The sequence below is a fragment of the Parafrankia irregularis genome (genome assembly GCF_001536285.1).
GTDB classification, from domain to species: Bacteria; Actinomycetota; Actinomycetes; order Frankiales; family Frankiaceae; genus Parafrankia; species Parafrankia irregularis.
The window spans coordinates 53854-70261 of sequence record NZ_FAOZ01000016.1; the positions used below are offsets into that span (position 1 = coordinate 53854).

General features: G+C 69.6%; 12 protein-coding genes. 5 read left to right on the top strand and 7 right to left on the bottom strand.

Going from position 1 to position 16408, the window contains the following annotated elements; translation table 11 throughout:
* Positions 1-24: 24 nt before the first annotated feature.
* The 5 genes from AWX74_RS22610 to AWX74_RS22630 form a co-directional block, all read right to left on the bottom strand.
* Positions 25-1575, bottom strand: a complete 1551-nt coding sequence (locus AWX74_RS22610) for an FAD-binding oxidoreductase (protein ID WP_226930755.1) — start codon at positions 1573-1575, stop codon at positions 25-27.
* 101 nt (positions 1576-1676) lie between these two features.
* Entirely contained in the window at positions 1677-2888 is a 1212-nt protein-coding gene (metK, locus tag AWX74_RS22615; RefSeq protein WP_091280433.1) for a methionine adenosyltransferase, read from the bottom strand.
* Positions 2889-2992: 104 nt separating this feature from the next.
* A complete protein-coding gene (locus AWX74_RS22620; RefSeq protein WP_091280437.1) occupies positions 2993-3904 on the bottom strand; it encodes a sulfurtransferase in 912 nt (303 codons plus the stop codon).
* A gap of 151 nt (positions 3905-4055) precedes the next feature.
* Complete coding sequence (locus tag AWX74_RS22625) at positions 4056-4727, bottom strand: NADPH-dependent FMN reductase (protein WP_091280440.1); 672 nt, start codon at positions 4725-4727, stop codon at positions 4056-4058.
* A gap of 365 nt (positions 4728-5092) precedes the next feature.
* On the bottom strand, positions 5093-6265 hold the full coding sequence (locus AWX74_RS22630) for an LLM class F420-dependent oxidoreductase (RefSeq protein ID WP_091280442.1): 1173 nt from the start codon (positions 6263-6265) through the stop codon (positions 5093-5095).
* A gap of 686 nt (positions 6266-6951) precedes the next feature.
* Between AWX74_RS22630 and AWX74_RS22635 the strand changes: the two genes are divergently transcribed.
* Complete coding sequence (locus AWX74_RS22635) at positions 6952-8262, top strand: preATP grasp domain-containing protein (RefSeq protein WP_091280444.1); 1311 nt, start codon at positions 6952-6954, stop codon at positions 8260-8262.
* 55 nt (positions 8263-8317) lie between these two features.
* The gene (locus AWX74_RS22640; RefSeq protein ID WP_226930756.1) at positions 8318-9742 is read left to right on the top strand and encodes a KamA family radical SAM protein; all 1425 of its coding nucleotides are present in this window, start codon (positions 8318-8320) and stop codon (positions 9740-9742) included.
* 621 nt (positions 9743-10363) lie between these two features.
* Here AWX74_RS22640 and AWX74_RS22645 read toward each other — a convergent pair.
* On the bottom strand, positions 10364-11098 hold the full coding sequence (locus tag AWX74_RS22645; protein WP_091280447.1) for a GntR family transcriptional regulator: 735 nt from the start codon (positions 11096-11098) through the stop codon (positions 10364-10366).
* A 376-nt stretch (positions 11099-11474) separates the two neighbouring features.
* On the opposite strand from AWX74_RS22645, the gene AWX74_RS22650 reads away from it, so the two are divergent.
* The 3 genes from AWX74_RS22650 (at position 11475) to AWX74_RS22660 (ending at position 14360) form a co-directional block, all read left to right on the top strand.
* A complete protein-coding gene (locus AWX74_RS22650) occupies positions 11475-12377 on the top strand; it encodes an oxygenase MpaB family protein (protein WP_091280449.1) in 903 nt (300 codons plus the stop codon).
* Between the two features lie 324 nt (positions 12378-12701).
* A complete protein-coding gene (locus AWX74_RS22655) occupies positions 12702-13604 on the top strand; it encodes an oxygenase MpaB family protein (RefSeq protein WP_278184649.1) in 903 nt (300 codons plus the stop codon).
* 120 nt (positions 13605-13724) lie between these two features.
* Positions 13725-14360, top strand: a complete 636-nt coding sequence (locus AWX74_RS22660) for a TetR/AcrR family transcriptional regulator (protein ID WP_226930757.1) — start codon at positions 13725-13727, stop codon at positions 14358-14360.
* 95 nt (positions 14361-14455) lie between these two features.
* Here the strand turns inward: AWX74_RS22660 and AWX74_RS22665 are convergent, their stop codons facing one another.
* Complete coding sequence (locus tag AWX74_RS22665; RefSeq protein WP_091280458.1) at positions 14456-16402, bottom strand: AMP-dependent synthetase/ligase; 1947 nt, start codon at positions 16400-16402, stop codon at positions 14456-14458.
* Positions 16403-16408: the final 6 nt, after the last annotated feature.

Below are 16408 nucleotides of genomic sequence, written 5' to 3' on the forward strand. Positions count from 1 at the left end.
GGCTCCGGAGTCTGAGGTGCTGCGCTAGACGGCTGCGGCACCTGGGGCCGCTGCGGTGTCTGCGGTGGCCGCGGCGCCTTCGGGAGCTGCGCCGTTCACCACGCCCGCGGTGTCCGCGATGCTCGTTGCATCCGTGATGTCTGTGATGGCCGCCGGGTCTGGCAGTACCTTGCCCCGGTTGAGGATTCCGCGCGGGTCGAAGACAGCGCGAAGCCGCCGCTGCAGGTCGACGGAGCCGTCGCCGAGCTCGGCCGCCACCCAGCGGCGTTTGAGCAGGCCGACGCCATGCTCACCGGTGAGCGTGCCGCCCATCTCCAACGCCGTGGTGAACACTTCGTCGGCGGCGCGCCACACCGCCTCGGGTACCTGCGGTGCGCCCGGGTCCAGAGCGGCCCCACCCAGCTCTGCCCCACCCTGGCCGGCTCCGGCACCGGCACCGGCGGCCTCGGCAGGGTCGACGACGAAGATCGGGTGGAGGTTGCCGTCGGCGGCGTGGGCGAGGGTGGCGACCACCACGTTGTGCCGCTCGCCGATGCGGGCGATCGCCTCGACCATTTCGGCGAGGCGTGAGCGGGGCACGGCGACGTCCTCGATCAGGGGCCGGCCGAGACGTTCGATCGCCGGCAGCGCCAGCCGGCGGGCGGCGAGCAGCTCGTCGGCGCTCGCCGGATCGGTGCTGATCTCCACGACGGTGGCGTGCTCGCGTATCGCGGCCGCCAGCCGGTCGGCGTCCGCCTCGGCGCCCGAGCCGTCGGTCTGCGCGAGCAGCAGGGCCTGCCCGCGTGCCCGCAGGTCCGTCCCGCGCCAGGCGTCGAGCGCGGCGAGGAAACGGGCGTCGAGCAGTTCCAGCAGCGCCGGCGTCACACCGGCGGCGAGGACGGCGCCGGCGGCGGCCGCGGCGGCGTGCGCGTCGCGGAAGTAGGCCGCGACGGTGGCCGGCTGGCCGGGCGGAATCGGCTGCAGCCGCAGCGCGGCCGCGACGACCACGCCGAGGGTGCCTTCCGAGCCGACGAGCAGCGCGGTGAGGTCGTAGCCGGTGACGCCCTTGACGGTGCGCCGGCCGGTGCGCAGCAGCTCCCCGCCCGGCAGCACCACGTCGAGCCCCAGCACGGCCTCGCGGGTGACGCCGTACTTCGCGCAGCGCAGGCCACCGGCGTTGGTCGCGATGTTCCCGCCGAGGGTGGAGATGTCGTGGCTGGCCGGGTCGGGTGCGTAGCGCAGGCCGTGCGCGGCCGCGGCCTGGTCCAGCTCGGCGGCCCGCACGCCCGGCTCGACGACGGCGATCATGTCGGCGGGGGAGAGCTCGCGGATGCGGTTCATCCGCTCCAGGCTCAGGACCAGCTCGCCGGGGCCGGCGACCGCGCCGCCGGCGAGCCCCGTCCCGGCGCCGCGTGGCACGACCGGGACGCGGTACTCGTGCGCCAGGCGCAGCACCGCGCGCACGTCGTCGACGCCGACGGCCCGGACGACGACCGCCGGCGGTGCCGGTGACGGCCATCCGGACCGGTCTGCCCGGGCCGCGGTCAGGTCTGCGGGGTCCTGGCTGACGCTGCCGGCGCTGGTGGCGGCCCGCAACGCGGGCAGAAAGCCTTCCGGCAGGCCGGCTCCGCCACCGGCACCACCGGCGCCACCACCGCTGGCGCCGGTGGCGGCAGCAGTGGCGGCGTTCGACGGCGTCAGGCTGACCTGCCCGCGGCGGCGCGCAGCTCCTCCACGCGGTTGGTGCGCTCCCAGGTGAAGTTCGGCTCGTCGCGGCCGAAGTGGCCGTAGGCGGCGGTCGGGCGGTAGATCGGCCGAAGCAGGTCGAGGTCGCGGATGATCGCGGCCGGCCGCAGGTCGAAGACCTCGGTCACGGCGTGCTCGATCCGGGTGACCGGCACCGTCTCGGTACCGAACGTCTCCACGAACAGCCCGACCGGCTCGGCCTTCCCGATCGCATACGCGACCTGCAGCTCCGCCCGGTGCGCCAGCCCGGCCGCGACCACGTTCTTGGCCGCCCACCGCAGGGCGTACGCGGCGGACCGGTCAACCTTGGACGGGTCCTTGCCCGAGAACGCGCCACCGCCGTGGCGTGCCGACCCGCCGTAGGTGTCGATGATGATCTTTCGTCCGGTCAGGCCGGCGTCACCCTGCGGCCCGCCGACCTCGAACCGGCCGGTGGGGTTGACCAGCAGCCGGTAGCCGTCGACCTCCAGGTTGAGGTTCTCCTCGGCGAGCCGCTTGAGTTCCGGCTCGACGACCTGGGCGCGGATGTCGGCGCTGAGCGTGAGGTCGAGGTCGACCCCGGGCGCGTGGTGCGCGGAGACCACGACGGTGTCGAGCCGGACCGGACCGTGCTCGTCGTACTCGATCGTGACCTGGGTCTTGCCGTCCGGGCGCAGGTAGTCCAGCAGGCCGTCGTGACGTACCCGGGCGAGGCGGGCGGACAGCCGGTGCGCCAGGGTGATCGGCAAAGGCAGCAGGGCCGGGGTCTCGTCGGTGGCGTAGCCGAACATGATGCCCTGGTCGCCGGCACCCTGCTGGGCCAGCGCGTCGTCGGCACCCTCGACCCGGGCCTCGTGGGCGCGGTCGACACCCTGGGCGATGTCGGGCGACTGCGATCCGATCGAGACCAGCACACCGACGGTGGCGCCGTCGAAGCCCGTCGCGGCGTCGTACCCGATCTCGGTCAGGGTGCGGCGGACGACGCTGGTGACGTCGACGTGGGCCGCGGTGGTGACCTCCCCGGCGACGTGCACATGCCCGGTGGTCAGCAAGGTCTCCACGGCCACCCGCGAGCGCGGGTCGCCGGCCAGGAAGGCGTCGAGCAGCGCGTCGCTGATCTGGTCGGCGAGCTTGTCGGGATGCCCTTCGGTGACTGATTCGGAGGTGAACAGGCGACGCGGCATTGGCATGACCTCGATGTCGTGACGGCGCTCCCGCGGCGACGGGTGCGCATACGGCGAAGACGGAGGAAACCGGGAGGAACGATGCGGGACAGGGAGGTGGGACCTCAGCCGGGCTGCGCCCCGGTGGCGGCGGGCCGGGCGGGGTCGGCGGACCATTCGGACCAGGAACCCGGGTAGAGCACCGCCTCCACGCCGACCGTGGCCAGGGCGGCGGCGAGGAAGGACGCCGTGACACCGGAGCCGCAGTACACGCCGACGGCGGGCGCGTCCTCGCCTGGCCCGGGCTGCGTGACGCCCACTGCCGCCAGCGCGGCGTTCAGCTCCGCCGGCGGCAGGACGCGACCGGCGGCCCCGAGCAGCGAGGCCGCGGGCAGGCTGCGCGCACCTGGGATGTGGCCGGCGCGCGGGTCAATCGGTTCGGTCTCGCCACGGTAACGCTCGCCTGCCCGGGCGTCGAGCAGCACGCCGTCGCGCGCGAGCCGGGCGGCTTCGTCCGCATCGAGCGCCGGTAGCTGGCCGGGGGAGAGCACCACGTCACCCACAGGTGCGGTCACCTCACCGGTCTGCACCGGCAGCCCGGCCTCGAGCCAGGCGGCGAGGCCGCCGTCGAGCAGCCGCACCTGCCGGTGGCCGGCCCAGCGCAGCAACCACCAGGCCCGGGCGGCGGCGAGACCGCCACTGTTGTCGTAGACGACGACCTCGTCGCCGGCACGCAGGCCCCACCGCCGGGCTGCGGCCTGCAGGCGTTCGGCTGCGGGCAGCGGATGGCGGCCGGTGCCCGGGCCGGGCTTGTCGGAAAGCTCGGTCTCGAGATCGACGAACACCGCGCCGGGGAGATGACCGGCCAGGTAGTGCTCGTGGCCGTGGTCGTCGCCGAGGGCCCAGCGCACGTCGAGCAGGACGATGCGTTCGCCTGCGTCCAGCCGGCCGGCGAGGTCGGTCGGGTCGACGACGCCGACCGCCGCCGGGTGGGCCTGGTCGCTCCCGGGGAGGCCGGGAGTCTTGGTGCCGCTCACAGGGCGACCTTCCGTCGGATGAATACGCGGATTCGCGGAGACAGGTGGATACGAGGGGACAGCTGTGAAGCGCGCAGGCGCCGGGGCGCGGCGGTGCGTGGGCCCGCAGGTCCGCGAGCCCGCAGGCTCACGGGATTGCGGGATTGCGGGATCAGGCGGCCGGGCGGCTGCCGTTGAGCGGGGCGGTCGGTGGTGCCAGTGCCGTCAGGACTGCGCGCAGCACCCGCAGGTGAGCGCTGAGCCAGCGCTCGCCATGTGCCTCGACCTCGCCGAGGGCAGCCTCCACCAGGGTGAACGAACGAACCGGCAGCGCCGCGCCCAGTTCGGCGAGCACCGCGCGCAGCGCGACGTCGGTCGTGACGCGGTGTTCCGGTGCGTTCGCCACGACCACCGGCACCACCAGCGTGCCGGCGAGCGCTCCCGGGGGGAGCAGATCCAGGAACGCCTTGAGCAGGCCGGTGTACTGGCCCTTGTAGGCCGGTGTCGCCACGACGAGGACCTCGGCGTCACGCACCTCGGCCAGCCTGGCCCGGACCAGGCCGTGGGTGTCGGTGAACAGGTCGCCGGCGAGCCGGGCCAGCTCCACCGTGCCGCTGCCCGCGCCCGATGTTCCCGAAGTGCCGGGCGGGCCGAGTCCTTCGGCCGCGGCGGTGCCCTCCGGGCCGAAGGCGGCCGGTGGGCGCGCGGGCAGCGACGTCGCCAGCCGGTGCGCCAGGAACCGCGCGACCGTCAGCGTGCGGGACGCCGGCTGCGGACTTCCGTCCAGAACGACCAGTGAGGGTCGCGGCGCGAGAGTGCCGCGGGGGCCGGGCGGGGCGCTCATCGTTGGCTCGCTCTCTGGAGTCGCGGTCTGCCTGGTGGCCATGGCCACGGCCACAGGACCGGACCGCCGGGACCCGCCGCGGGCTCGCCCCGGCCGGTCAGGCGGGTGACAAGCCCGACCTGCGGTGGGGTGGCTGCGCCGGGCGCGCCGGTCCGTGCCTGCCCGCGGACGTCAGGCGACCGCGGTGACCAGGTGCCGACACGGCGCGGCATAGCCTGCCGTGCACGGCCACGGTCGCGCTGCCGGCCCGGCGAGACGGGGCCGTCGTCCATCGCGATGCTGTCGTCCATCGCGATCACCAGGTGGCTCCACCTTCGCTGACCGACATTGTTCAGTCAAGTGATGAACAAGTGGCCCACGTCACGTCAGGACCGCAGGGTGTGCAGCAGTGCGAGTGCCTCGTCCGCGACGGAGATGCCAGCCGCGCCCGGCGCGGCCAGGGCGTCGGAAGCGCCCGCCAGGGCGCCGGGAGCGCCGGCGAGGGCCCGGCTGCGCGGCCCGCCGAACGTGCCGAGCCGCGGCGCCTGCAGATACAGCTGGATGGCGGTCACCCCGGGCTGGACGTACTCGGCGATCCGGCGGCGGCATTCCTCCGGCGTGCCGTGGACGAACAGGCCGTCGACGACCTCGTCGGGCAGCTCCCGCTCGGCGCCGGCCGCGTCCCCGGCCAGGTAGCGCTGGTAGCTGGCGGCGAGAAGATCACCGTTGCCGAGCCATTCGTGGAACGCGTGATAGGGCTCCTGGTTGAGGATCCAGGCGAGGAACGGCCGGGTCAGCCGCCGAGCCAGCACCGGATCCTCGACCGGGCAGACGAACACCTTGACCACCAGCTCCTTGCCGGCCGGCTGGGGACCCACCGCCCCGAGCACAGTGGGGACGTCTCGGGCGAACAGCATGTTCGTCACCACGCCATCCCCCTCGGCGAAGCCCAGGCGCAGCATCCGCGGGCGCAGTGCGCCAAGGATGACCTTCGGGCGGATCCTGGGCGCGTCGCGAAGCGCGAACCCCCGGATGGCGAACGTGTCGAACGCGCCGCTGACGACCTCGCCGTCGAACACCCGGGTCAGGAAACGCAGGACGTCCCTGGTCCGCTTGAACGGCTCGGTGAACTCGATGCCGTTGATGTCGGTGACATGCGCGGCCACCGAGGATCCGATGCCGAGCACCAGCCCCCCGGAGGTCAGGTCGGCGAGCGTCGCCGCGGTCTGGGCGATGACGGCCGGACCGCGGGTGTGGACCGGCACGATCGCGCTGGCCAGCCGCAGCTGCGGGGCCCAGGCGGCAGCGACCGCCAGCGGGGTGAAGGCATCGAGGCCACCGCCCTCGGCGGTCCAGACGTCGGTGTAGCCGGCCGCGGCCAGACCGGTCACGATCGGCTGGTGCTCACGCAGCGGCACCCCCGCCAACGGCAGCGTGATCCCCCAGCGCACCGGCACCGGCACCGCCGGCGCGGACGGAGCCGCCAACCCGGCGCGAACGGCGGCCCCGGGGTCGTGACGGTCGGGAACGGGAAGCGGATGCGAGGCGTCGTGGCTCATGGTTCCTCTCGCGGTGGGCTCCGGCGCAGGGATGCGCCATCCTCACGGGACGGGGCGCGATGATCGACCGGGCGCGGGAGCGCGAGGGCGCTGAAACGAGGTGCTGGTCCGACGTTGAGTCAGAGCCCGCACGCGTCAACGCGGCGCCCGACCAGCCGAAACAGCACAGACGCTGCCGTGAAGCCGGACGAAGTCGAGCCACCGACGGCGCGTCAACGCCGGCGCGGGCGGCGCCCCGGTCTGGCTTGCAGCGAACACGGACCCATGGTGGCATTCCTGTCACCCCGACGGGTGGAGTTTCGGAGGCCGTCCGTCCGATCGCGACGACCATCATTTCTTCTCAGCCTCGTCGGGCCGTCGAGATGCCGGATGGGTCATCGACATGGGGATCGACACCCGCGGCCCAGATGCACCGGTGGGTGCAGGCCATCTCGGCTGGCATGCGCGGGACGGACCGCTGGGGCAGCAGGAGATCCTTCATCGTCACGCGCGACCGAGCATCGTGACATCGATCGCGCAGGCGCGGTTGCCACAGGACTTGCCTGAGCGGGAACAGGCGAGCCTCCGGCATACCACTTTTCAGCCGCACCGGCGCCCGCCAGTCGACTCCCGTGATGCGCGAAACAAGTCCGCAGGAAAGTCGTTGTGGGAGCGCGAGATACCGGTTAACCTCTGGGCAGGATTCGGTGAACGGGGGCGGGTTGCGGGCGGACCACATCACTCAGGTCATCTTTCCGAACTTCGTCAACGGCATTATCTTGTCGCGCCCGATCGCGAGCCTTGGTAACTCCCTGAATGCCGCATCCCTGCGGATGGGATGGTATGCCCGGCCGGGGGACACCATCATCCTGCCGACGAAGATGCCGCAGGCGTTCTGGTCTTACGTCTCTTCGTTGATGGAAATCCGACCGGAATCGGTCGAGATAATCGAAGCCCCCAGTGACGGGTTGACGGAACTTTCGCGTGCGGTGGACGACCACCGTCTGATGGGCAGGATACGGCAGGTTCTGCGGCGGTCATCGGATGTAAAACTGCTGCCGTACGCGCTGGATGAGTCCGCCTTGCAGTTTTCTGCGACGATCGGTGCCGGGATCTCTCCCTATCAAGGTCGAGTGCCTCCTGGAGCTCTGGACGTCGCGCGCAGGTTGAACACGAAGAACGGCTATCGCGAAGTTGCGGATCGACTGCATATTCCCATGGCAGATGGCGTCGTCTGTGAGTCATGGGAAGAACTTGAAGAAGCGGTGGTCGATGTTGTGGCACGGGCCGGTGGAGCTGTGGTCAAGCCGACGCGCTCCTGTCTCGGTCATGGCCTCACCTTCGTCACGCGCCGCGATCTGCGGAGCATGCCGAACTTTCTCGCAGAGTATCGAGACGGGTCGTATCATCCTGACGGCTGGGTTGTCGAAGAGAAAGTGGCCTTCACCGAGGTTGTGACAGCGGAGATGGTGGTCGAGGCGGACGGTCCCCGGGTTGCCCATCTTGGCGAGATGAGAACTCCAGGAGGTATCTTCAACGGCCAGGTTACTCCGATGAGGCGTAGCTCCGCCCATGCGCCCCAGCTGGAATCCATTGCTCTGAGGCTGGGTGACTATCTCGCCGAGAGCGGGTACCGGGGACCGTTCGACATAGATGGAGGGATCTCGCCCGATGGCCATCTTCTGACGACGGAGTGTAACATCAGGCAGACCGGTGCGACGTATGCCGATTTCATCATCCGACACTTTTTCGGCCCCGAGGCCTCGGGTATGTCGTGGGTCCTGGGTGCGGAAAAGGGGCTCGCTGTCGGTTTTGCCGCCGGACTGGACCGACTTGTTGACGCGGGCATCGCCTGGCGGCCGGGCGATGAAGAGGGCGTAATCCTGGTCAACGACACATTAGCGTACGACCGGACCTGGCGGTATCTCGTGGTCGCGCGCTCCGACGATCGTGCGGACGAAATCGAGTCTGCGGTCGCTCGTACTCTCAAATTCACCTCGGTGATTTCTCGAAAGTAGAAGACCCAGAGATCCAGCTGGCGGCAAAAATGCTTGCGTCAGAGGCTCCCTCCGCGTGGCCGAGCTGAAATTCGGGGAGACGATGCACGAACCTGTCCTCGGAGTCAACGCCCCCGAGCGGGCGAAGACGACGATCTGTCAGCCTTACGAGTATTCTCGGCGAGAATTGGTCGAACCGGACTGGCGACGCTTCCCCGGCTGGCAGAACGTCACCAGAACGGAATGGCGTGACCCGGCGTGGCAGCGTGCACGCAGCGTCAGGAACCTGCGCCAACTGCGAGAAGTCTGCGGTGGCGGTCTCAGTGAGGAGTTCTTCGCCGATCTGGCAGCGGACCAGGAGCGGTATGCCACAATGCCGCTCCGGTTGACTCCTCAACTGATGAACACTATCAGTCCACGGGTGGAGCCCAGCACAGCCGGCTGGTACATGGATCCAGTGCGACGCTATATGCTCCCGGCGGCGTCGGACCGGCAGTCGGAATGGCCGAGCCACCCGCTCGCCACTCGCGATTCACTTGGCGAGCGTGCGATGTGGATGGTCGAAGGGCTGGTGCACCGTTACCCTACGAAGGTGCTGGTCGAGTTAACTTCGACCTGCCCCCAGTACTGCGGACATTGTACACGGATGGATCTGGTCGGTACCTCGGTTCCCGGGTTCACGAAGAATCGATTCAGTATGCGTACCGCCGATCGGGCGGACGCCATGGTGGAATACCTGAGGGGCAGGCCCGTGGTCCGGGACGTGGTGGTTTCCGGCGGCGATGTGGCGAACGTTCCATGGCCGCGACTCCAAATGTTTGTTGAGCAACTCCTGGAGATCGGTTCCATTCGGGATATCCGGCTGGCCACCAAGGGGCTGATCGGTCTGCCGCAACACTGGCTTGCGTACGAGGTCCGTAAGGGAATGGCCGAACTGGCGAACGTGGCCTCTGCGCGCAATGTAAACTTTTCGGTGCACACGCACGTGAACGCGGTTCAACAGCTGACTCCGCTGGTCGCCGAGGCCTCCCGGGGACTGCTGGAGGCCGGGGTTGGCGAGCTACGCAACCAGAGTGTGCTACTGGAGGGGGTGAACGCGACGGTAAACGATATTCTCGATCTCTGTTTTGCGCTGCGCGATGAGACAAGTATACTGCCGTATTATTTCTATCTCTGCGATATGGTGCCGGGGGTTGAGCACTGGCGGATTCCGCTCGGGCGAGCCCAGACTCTTCAGGATTCCATCATGGGCTACCTGCCAGGATTCGCAACGCCCCGGATCGTATGTGACGTCCCATTCGTCGGAAAGCGCTGGGTCCATCAGGCGGTAGCATATGATCGAGAAAAGGGGATCTCCTCATGGCGTAAGAACTATAGGACTCCGCTCGACCGTGACGATTCGGAAAGCCTTACGGACCTGCATAGTTACTATGATCCGATAAACACCTTGCCGGAGGCCGGTCGGCAGTGGTGGAGGGAAATGGGCAGGTCTCCTGCGTGACCGGTATTCGTTCCGAAGGTGTCGGCTCGGAGTCCCTGTTGCCCGTACAGCGCCCAGGTGACGTAGGCCGCGATGGCCGGGCGTTCGCCCCGCCCCGGCACCCGCGGAGACCCGGCCTCCCGCCGCTCCGGAGCCGACCTCGGCACCTGCCACCACGAACCCGGTAGCGCCGCGACAGCTCGCGGTCTGATCGGCGGCACCGCGGAGCCGACGTCCGCGCTGACCGGCCGGTCATGTGCGGCCAGTTGCCACCGCCGCGGCTGCGGCGAGAGAGCTGGCGAACACGTGGATCCGACGCGAGTTCAGATCTCGCCGAGGGACTGCGGTGCCCAACCGGCCCGGGCGGCGCCTCGGCCGAGCTCGCGACGTGAGCGGACACCAGCCGAAGGTCGCATTCTCTCCCGGTGTTGGACAGACCGCGCGCGAGTGCGTCGAGACATGCGAGTGGCGCCGAGAACGGACCCGGGACCGGAAGCGCGTGCCGCCGGTTGCGGACGAGAAGCAGTTCTCGGCGCGGCCTCCCACGTCGACCGTGAGATCTGTATCATACCGGATACCAAATATATTGGATGTAAGGGGCTGGTGATGGCGGCCGCGGTTGCAGGTGCCCGGTTCTCCGGCTCAGACCGGCGGGCGTGGGCGTGGGGGTGTGACCGGGTGCGGTCGCCACATGCCGAGTTTGGCGAGGTGGTTGATCAGGCGGTCGGCGCCGTCGGTGAAGTGGCGGACGGTGATGGCGCGGGCTTCTTCGGTGTTCTTGTTCTCGAGTGCGGTGAGCAGGGCGTCGTGGCGTTGGAGCATGTCTGCCCGCCAGGCCTCGTCGGTGGAGTAGAAGCGTCCCGGCGTGTAGCGGTTGGCGGTGTGGAGGAACCAGGAGAGCTTGCGGGCGTGGGCGAGCCGGTTGATGACCCGGTGGAACTCGAACTCCAGCCTTTTCACCTGGTCGATGTCCTCGGCGTGTACGGCGTTGCGGAGCGATTGTTGGATGTCGCGGAGCAGGGTGAGGTGCGGGCGGTCGATGGTGCTGGCCGCGCGGGCGGCGAGTTCGCCGGCGACGTGGCCCTGGAGGTCGAACAGGTCACGGACGTCCTGTTGGGACAGGGCGTTGACGACGTAGCCGCGGCGGGGTTCGAGTTCGACCATGTCCTCGCTGCGCAGGCGTACGAGGGCCTCGCGCACGGGGGTGACGCTGACGCCGAGTTCGCGGGCGACGTCGTCGAGGCGGATGTACTGGCCGGGCCAGATCTCGCCGGACATGATGAGGTCGCGCAGATGTGCGGCGACCTCGTCGGCGAGCTGGGGCGCCCGGGTCAGTGGGGTGCCACGGGCGCGTCGTGTTCCGGCTGGCCTGGTCATGTGCCGCCTTTCCGGGGTGTCTGCCGTGAGGTGCCCAAGCGGCCGGTCAGGCTGACCGTAGCTCTGGCGGGTGGTCATGGCCAAAGTCGCCTATCAAATATATGAAATGGATGGCGGTGGGCGTGGGATCTCGCGGATGCTCGGCCCGCACGGCGGCGCGAGCGGCGCCGCAGGCGCGGCGCCCCGTGCAGTCGGGCCAGCCGGGCGGTGTAGGCGACGGGACGGATGGGAGGCAGGCGGCAGGGACGCGCTGACGCGGGCCCGCGGGCCCACGGGTTCCCAGGTTCTCGGGGGCGGCGTGGACCGGGACGGGACCGGTCGAAGGGAAGTCGCCGTATGACCACGGCGATCCGAAGGACGGCATGAGGTGGGCTGAATGTTTACCGACCGCGACAGGTGGAAGCGCCGGATTCTCGAGCTCGATCCGGTGGCCGACCATCACGAGATCTACGTGATCTCCTCTGGCCACGAGTTTCCATGGGACTATCGCCGGGCGCTCGAGTTCGCATTGTTCCGGACCTACTGCGTCCCCACGATCTCGGCCCTGCTCGAGGCGACGGGCGAGTTCCGGGACCGGCCACAGAAGCGCTATGACGACACCGCCGTGTTGATGGGGGAGCTCACCGCCGTCGGCTACGACTCGCCGCGAGGCCGCGAGGCCCTGCAGGTGATCAACCGGATGCACGGGCGTTACGCGATCGACAACGACGACATGCTCTACGTGCTGACCACGTTCATCTACGAGCCGATCGACTGGATCAACGCCCACGGCTGGCGCCGGCTGACCGAGCACGAGACCCTCGCCGCTTTCCACTTCTACCGCGAGGTCGGGATCCGGATGGGAATTCGCGACATTCCCACCGGCTTCGACGAGTTCCTGAGCTTCAAGCGGGCCTACGAGCGCGAGACCTTCCGCTTCGCCGAGAGCAACCGCAAGATCGGTACGTACACGACGGAGATGTTCGCCAACTGGTTCCCCGGGCCGCTGCGGCCGGCGGTCCGGCTCGGGGTGCGTGCGCTGCTCGACGAGACGATGCTGACGGCCTTCGGTTTCGATCCGGCACCGGCGTGGATGAGCCGGGCTGCGGGCTGCTCGCTGCGTGCCCGCTCGGCTGTGGTGCGTCAGCTGCCGCCGCGGAAGAAGGTCAAGTTCGCCTGGAATCCCAGGGTCCGGACCTATCCCGGCTACCCGGAGGGCTACCAGCCGCGGGACCTTGGCGCCCCGCCGCCGGAGAACCTCGACGAGAGGTGGCGGAACCCCTCACGCACGCGCGCGTAGCACGCCACGGCCCCCGGGCCGGTCGGGCCGGGGCGATCCGGTGGCCGGCCGCCGGCGGCACTAATATCAGTGCGAATCGTCGCCACCGAGTTCCTGCTCCACATCGGTTTTCGTTCCTCGCGCTGACACGTCGGCGAACATCAATAGTCCCGCGGAAGACCTTGCGTGCGGCCGGGAAAATGCCTGCGAATACCTGCTTTGGCGCATTGGAATGGCTGGCGTATAGTCGTATCTCGGCAACCTGGTGTCGCCCAGCGTGTGCGGGAGGTGTGGGTCGTGGGCTCGTCATCGGTTCTCAATGTTCATCCGGACCCCGCGGAGGGCGTGAGTGATGGCCTGCGTGACCCATCGGGCACTCCGCGCATTCAGTTGGCTCCGGTGCGGGGTTCCGCGGTGTGGCGTTACTTCGGTGATGCGAGAAACTCGCTTATGGGGCCGCAGCTGCTCGTGCTCCAGGTGGCGCACCCGGTTGTCGGGGCGGGTGTTCTGGAGCATTCGAGCTTCCGGGAGGATCCCTGGGGTCGCCTGCTGCGTACCCTGCTCTCCTTGTCCACCGTGATCTACGGCGGCGAGCGCGGCGCCGCGCTGGAGGGCGAGCGTCTGTTCGAGCTTCACAAGGCCATCGGTGGGGTCGACGAAAAAGGGCGGCGTTATCACGCGCTGAACCCCGAGGCATATGCCTGGGTGCATGCCACCCTCGTCCAGGGCGCTCTCGACGGCCATCGTGTCTTCGGCCCGGGCCTGCCGGCCGCCGAGCTGGACGGCTACTACCAGGGGATGCGTGACGTCGGCCGGATGCTCGGAATACCCGAGCAGCACCTGCCCGTGGACTATCCGAGCTTTCGGACCTACTACGAGGAGAAGATCGCTGCCAGGCTCGAGGCCAACCAGGCGGTCTGGGATGTCCTCGAGAGCATGCGGGTACCGAAGAAGCCGTTTCGGCTCATCCCCGCCCGGCTGTGGCGGCCCGCCGGAGCCGGCCTGGGCCGGCTCTTTTACCTCGTCACCGTGGGGACCCTGCCCCCGATGCTGCGTGAGCGGCTGGGCCTGACCTGGTCGAAACGCCAGCAGCGCTGGCTGGGGCGGTTCGCCCGGCTGGTGCGTGTGCTGATGATGTTCCTGATCCCGCCGCTGCGGATCGTCGGCGGTATCGTCGCCGCGACCTGGAACGTGCGGCAGCTGGAGGCCGCCCGCCCGGCGTCCGCCCGGCGAGACGGTGCCTGTTGAACGCTGCGGTACGGTAGAGGCCTCATGATCTTTGCTGGAGATCCCCGCCCTCAGGCAGGGGGCCGCTCTCCCGGAGAAGCACTGCCGGCCGAAGGCCCGCGGTCTGGCGGGGAACCATTGTTGGAACGCGCGCTCGGGGCCTCCCTCGACGGTGCTGGCTCCGGTGACGAGATACGTGACCGTGTGCTCGACGCCGCGGCCGAGCTTTTCGGGCGGTCCGGAATCCGGCGCACGAGCATCGAGGACGTGGCGCGCCGTGCCGGCGTCTCCCGCATCACCGTGTATCGCCGGTTCCCGACGAAGAACGTGCTCGTCGAGGAGGTTCTGCTACGTGACCTGCGTGCCTTCCTCGTCAGCTTCCGGGCTGTCGTGGGCAGGGCCGAGTCCGCCGCTGAAAGGCTGGTCGAGGGATTCTGCCTGGCGCTGCGGACCGCTCGCGTGAACCCGCTCTTCGGCGGCCTCATCGAGGTCGAGCCCGAGGTCATCCTGCCCTTCCTCACGACGGATGGAGGTGCTTTTCTGCGGGCTGTGTCCGACTTCATCGCGATGCAGCTTCGCCGTGAGCAGGAGGCCGGGGAGATATCGGGGGAGGTTGATATAAACATCGTCGCCGAGGTGCTCGCCCGCATGACGCTGTCCTTCTGCCTGACTCCCGAAAGTCAGCTGGATCTCGACGACCCGGAGCAGGCCCGTACCTTTGCGCGCTGTTTTCTCGCGCCACTGGTCACCGGCGTGGGGTCCGCCGGTGACCAGTGAGTCTTTTCCGTCTCACGTTTGTCGAGCGCCGTAACCGCAGGCCGGAGCCGATGACGGAAGAGGTTCGGTGAGCCTCCTCCGCTGGCCGGGAGATGTCAGGAGTAGAGGTCGTCGATCTCGGTGGCGTACTTCTCGTTGATGATCCGGCGGCGCAGCTTGAGCGTCGGGGTGAGCTCGCCGCTCTCCGGTGTCCAGCCGACGGGTAGTACCCGGAACTTCTTCACCTGCTCGGCCCGGGCGAGCCGGCTGTTCGCCGCGTCGACCGCGCCCTGAAGCTCCGCCAGGACAGCGGGGTGAGCGGCGAGCCGAGCCGAGGCGCCCGAGGCGCCCGAGGCGTCCGGGGCGTCCGCGTCGAGGCCGGCAGCCTTGGCCCAGGCCGGTGCGACCTCGTCGTCGAGTACGAGCAACGCCGTCACATACGGGCGCCGGTCGCCGATCGCGACGGCCTGACCGATCAGTGGATGTGCCCGAAGCAGGTTCTCGATCTGCGCCGGCGCGACGTTCTTGCCGGTCGAGGTGATGATGAGTTCCTTCTTGCGGTCGGTGATCGTGAGGTACCCGGCGTCGTCCAGGGTGCCGATGTCGCCGGTGGCGAGCCAGCCGTCGGCATCGGTGATCGTCTCGATCGTCCCGTCGGCCCGCAGATAGCCCAGGCACACCAGCGGCCCGCGGATGAGGATCTCCCCGTCGTCGGCCAGCCGCAGCCGCATGCCGAGGTGCGGTCGGCCCACCGTGCCGGTGCGGAAGACGTCCAGGGTGTTGATCGTCGCGGTGCCGGTGGTCTCGCTCAGGCCCCAGACCTCGCGAACCTCGATGCCCAGGCCGGCCAGTGTGCGCAGCACCGCCGCCGGGATCGGGGCGGCGCCGCTGCACGCCCAGATCATCCTGTCCAGCCCGAGCGTGCCGAGCAGCGGCCGCAGCACCGACAGCTGCGCGTCGTCGAAGTGCCGGGCAAGCTCCTCGGGGACCGGGGCGTGGGCCTCCGTCAGGTTGTGCACCTCCAACGCGACGGCCTGCGCGGCGGCAAGGGCGCCGCGGCGTTCGTCGTCCGCCAGGGCGATCATGGTCTGCAGGCCGGCGGCGAGCTTCTCCCACACCCGCGGAACGCCGAAGAACGACAGGGGGTGGATCGCGGCGAGCGCGCTGACGACCGCGGCGGTGTCCGCGCAGATATGCACATGGCCGGCGCGGTAGATCGGCGCGTAGATGCCCAGGACCCGCTCGGCGATGTGGGCGAGCGGAAGGTAGGCGACCGTCACCGGATGCGCGGGAAGGTCGACCTGCGCCTCCAGGGCGACGGACTGGTACAGGACGTTGTGATGGCTGAGCACCACACCCTTGGGGGTGCCGGTGGTGCCGGAGGTGTAAAGGAGGGCGACGGGCTGGTGGGGACGCACCGCGCGCCACAGCCGGTCGACGACGCCCGGGTCCGCGATGTGCCGGGCGGCGCCGTCACGCTCGACCTCGGCGAGGGTGTGGAAGCGGGGGCGGAGGCGGGCCTCGTCGGCGGAGAGCGGGCCGGCCGGGAGCGCGTCGGCGTCCACGATGACGACCGAGTGGATGGACGTCTGCCCGGCGAGGACCGGTGCCCACCGTTCCAGCTGCTCGGCGCCCTCCAGGATCAGCACCTGTGCCTGGCTGTGCTCGGCCGCGTACTGCAGCTGTGGAGTGCTGAGCGTGGCGTAGACGGTGGAGGGGATCGCGCCGAGGTGCACGGCGCCGAGGTCGACCAGCCAGTGCTCAGGCCGGCTCGACATCGCGATCAGCATCCGTTCGCCTGGCCGCAGGCCCAGCTCGTACAGACCCCGGGCGAGGGCGAGGGAGCGCGTGCGCACTGTCGCCCAGGTCAGTGGAGCGTCCTCGGAACCGATCACGCTGATGGCGGGAAGATCGCCGAACTCGAGCGCGTTGCGCTCCAGCAGCGCGGGCACTGTCAGGTCGGCGGCGCGGCGAGCGCACTCGGCCTCAAGCTCGGTGAGCGGATGGTTGGCCGCGGCGGCGGAGCTGTCGCCGGAGACGGCTGTGACGGCGGGGCTGGTCATGATTCG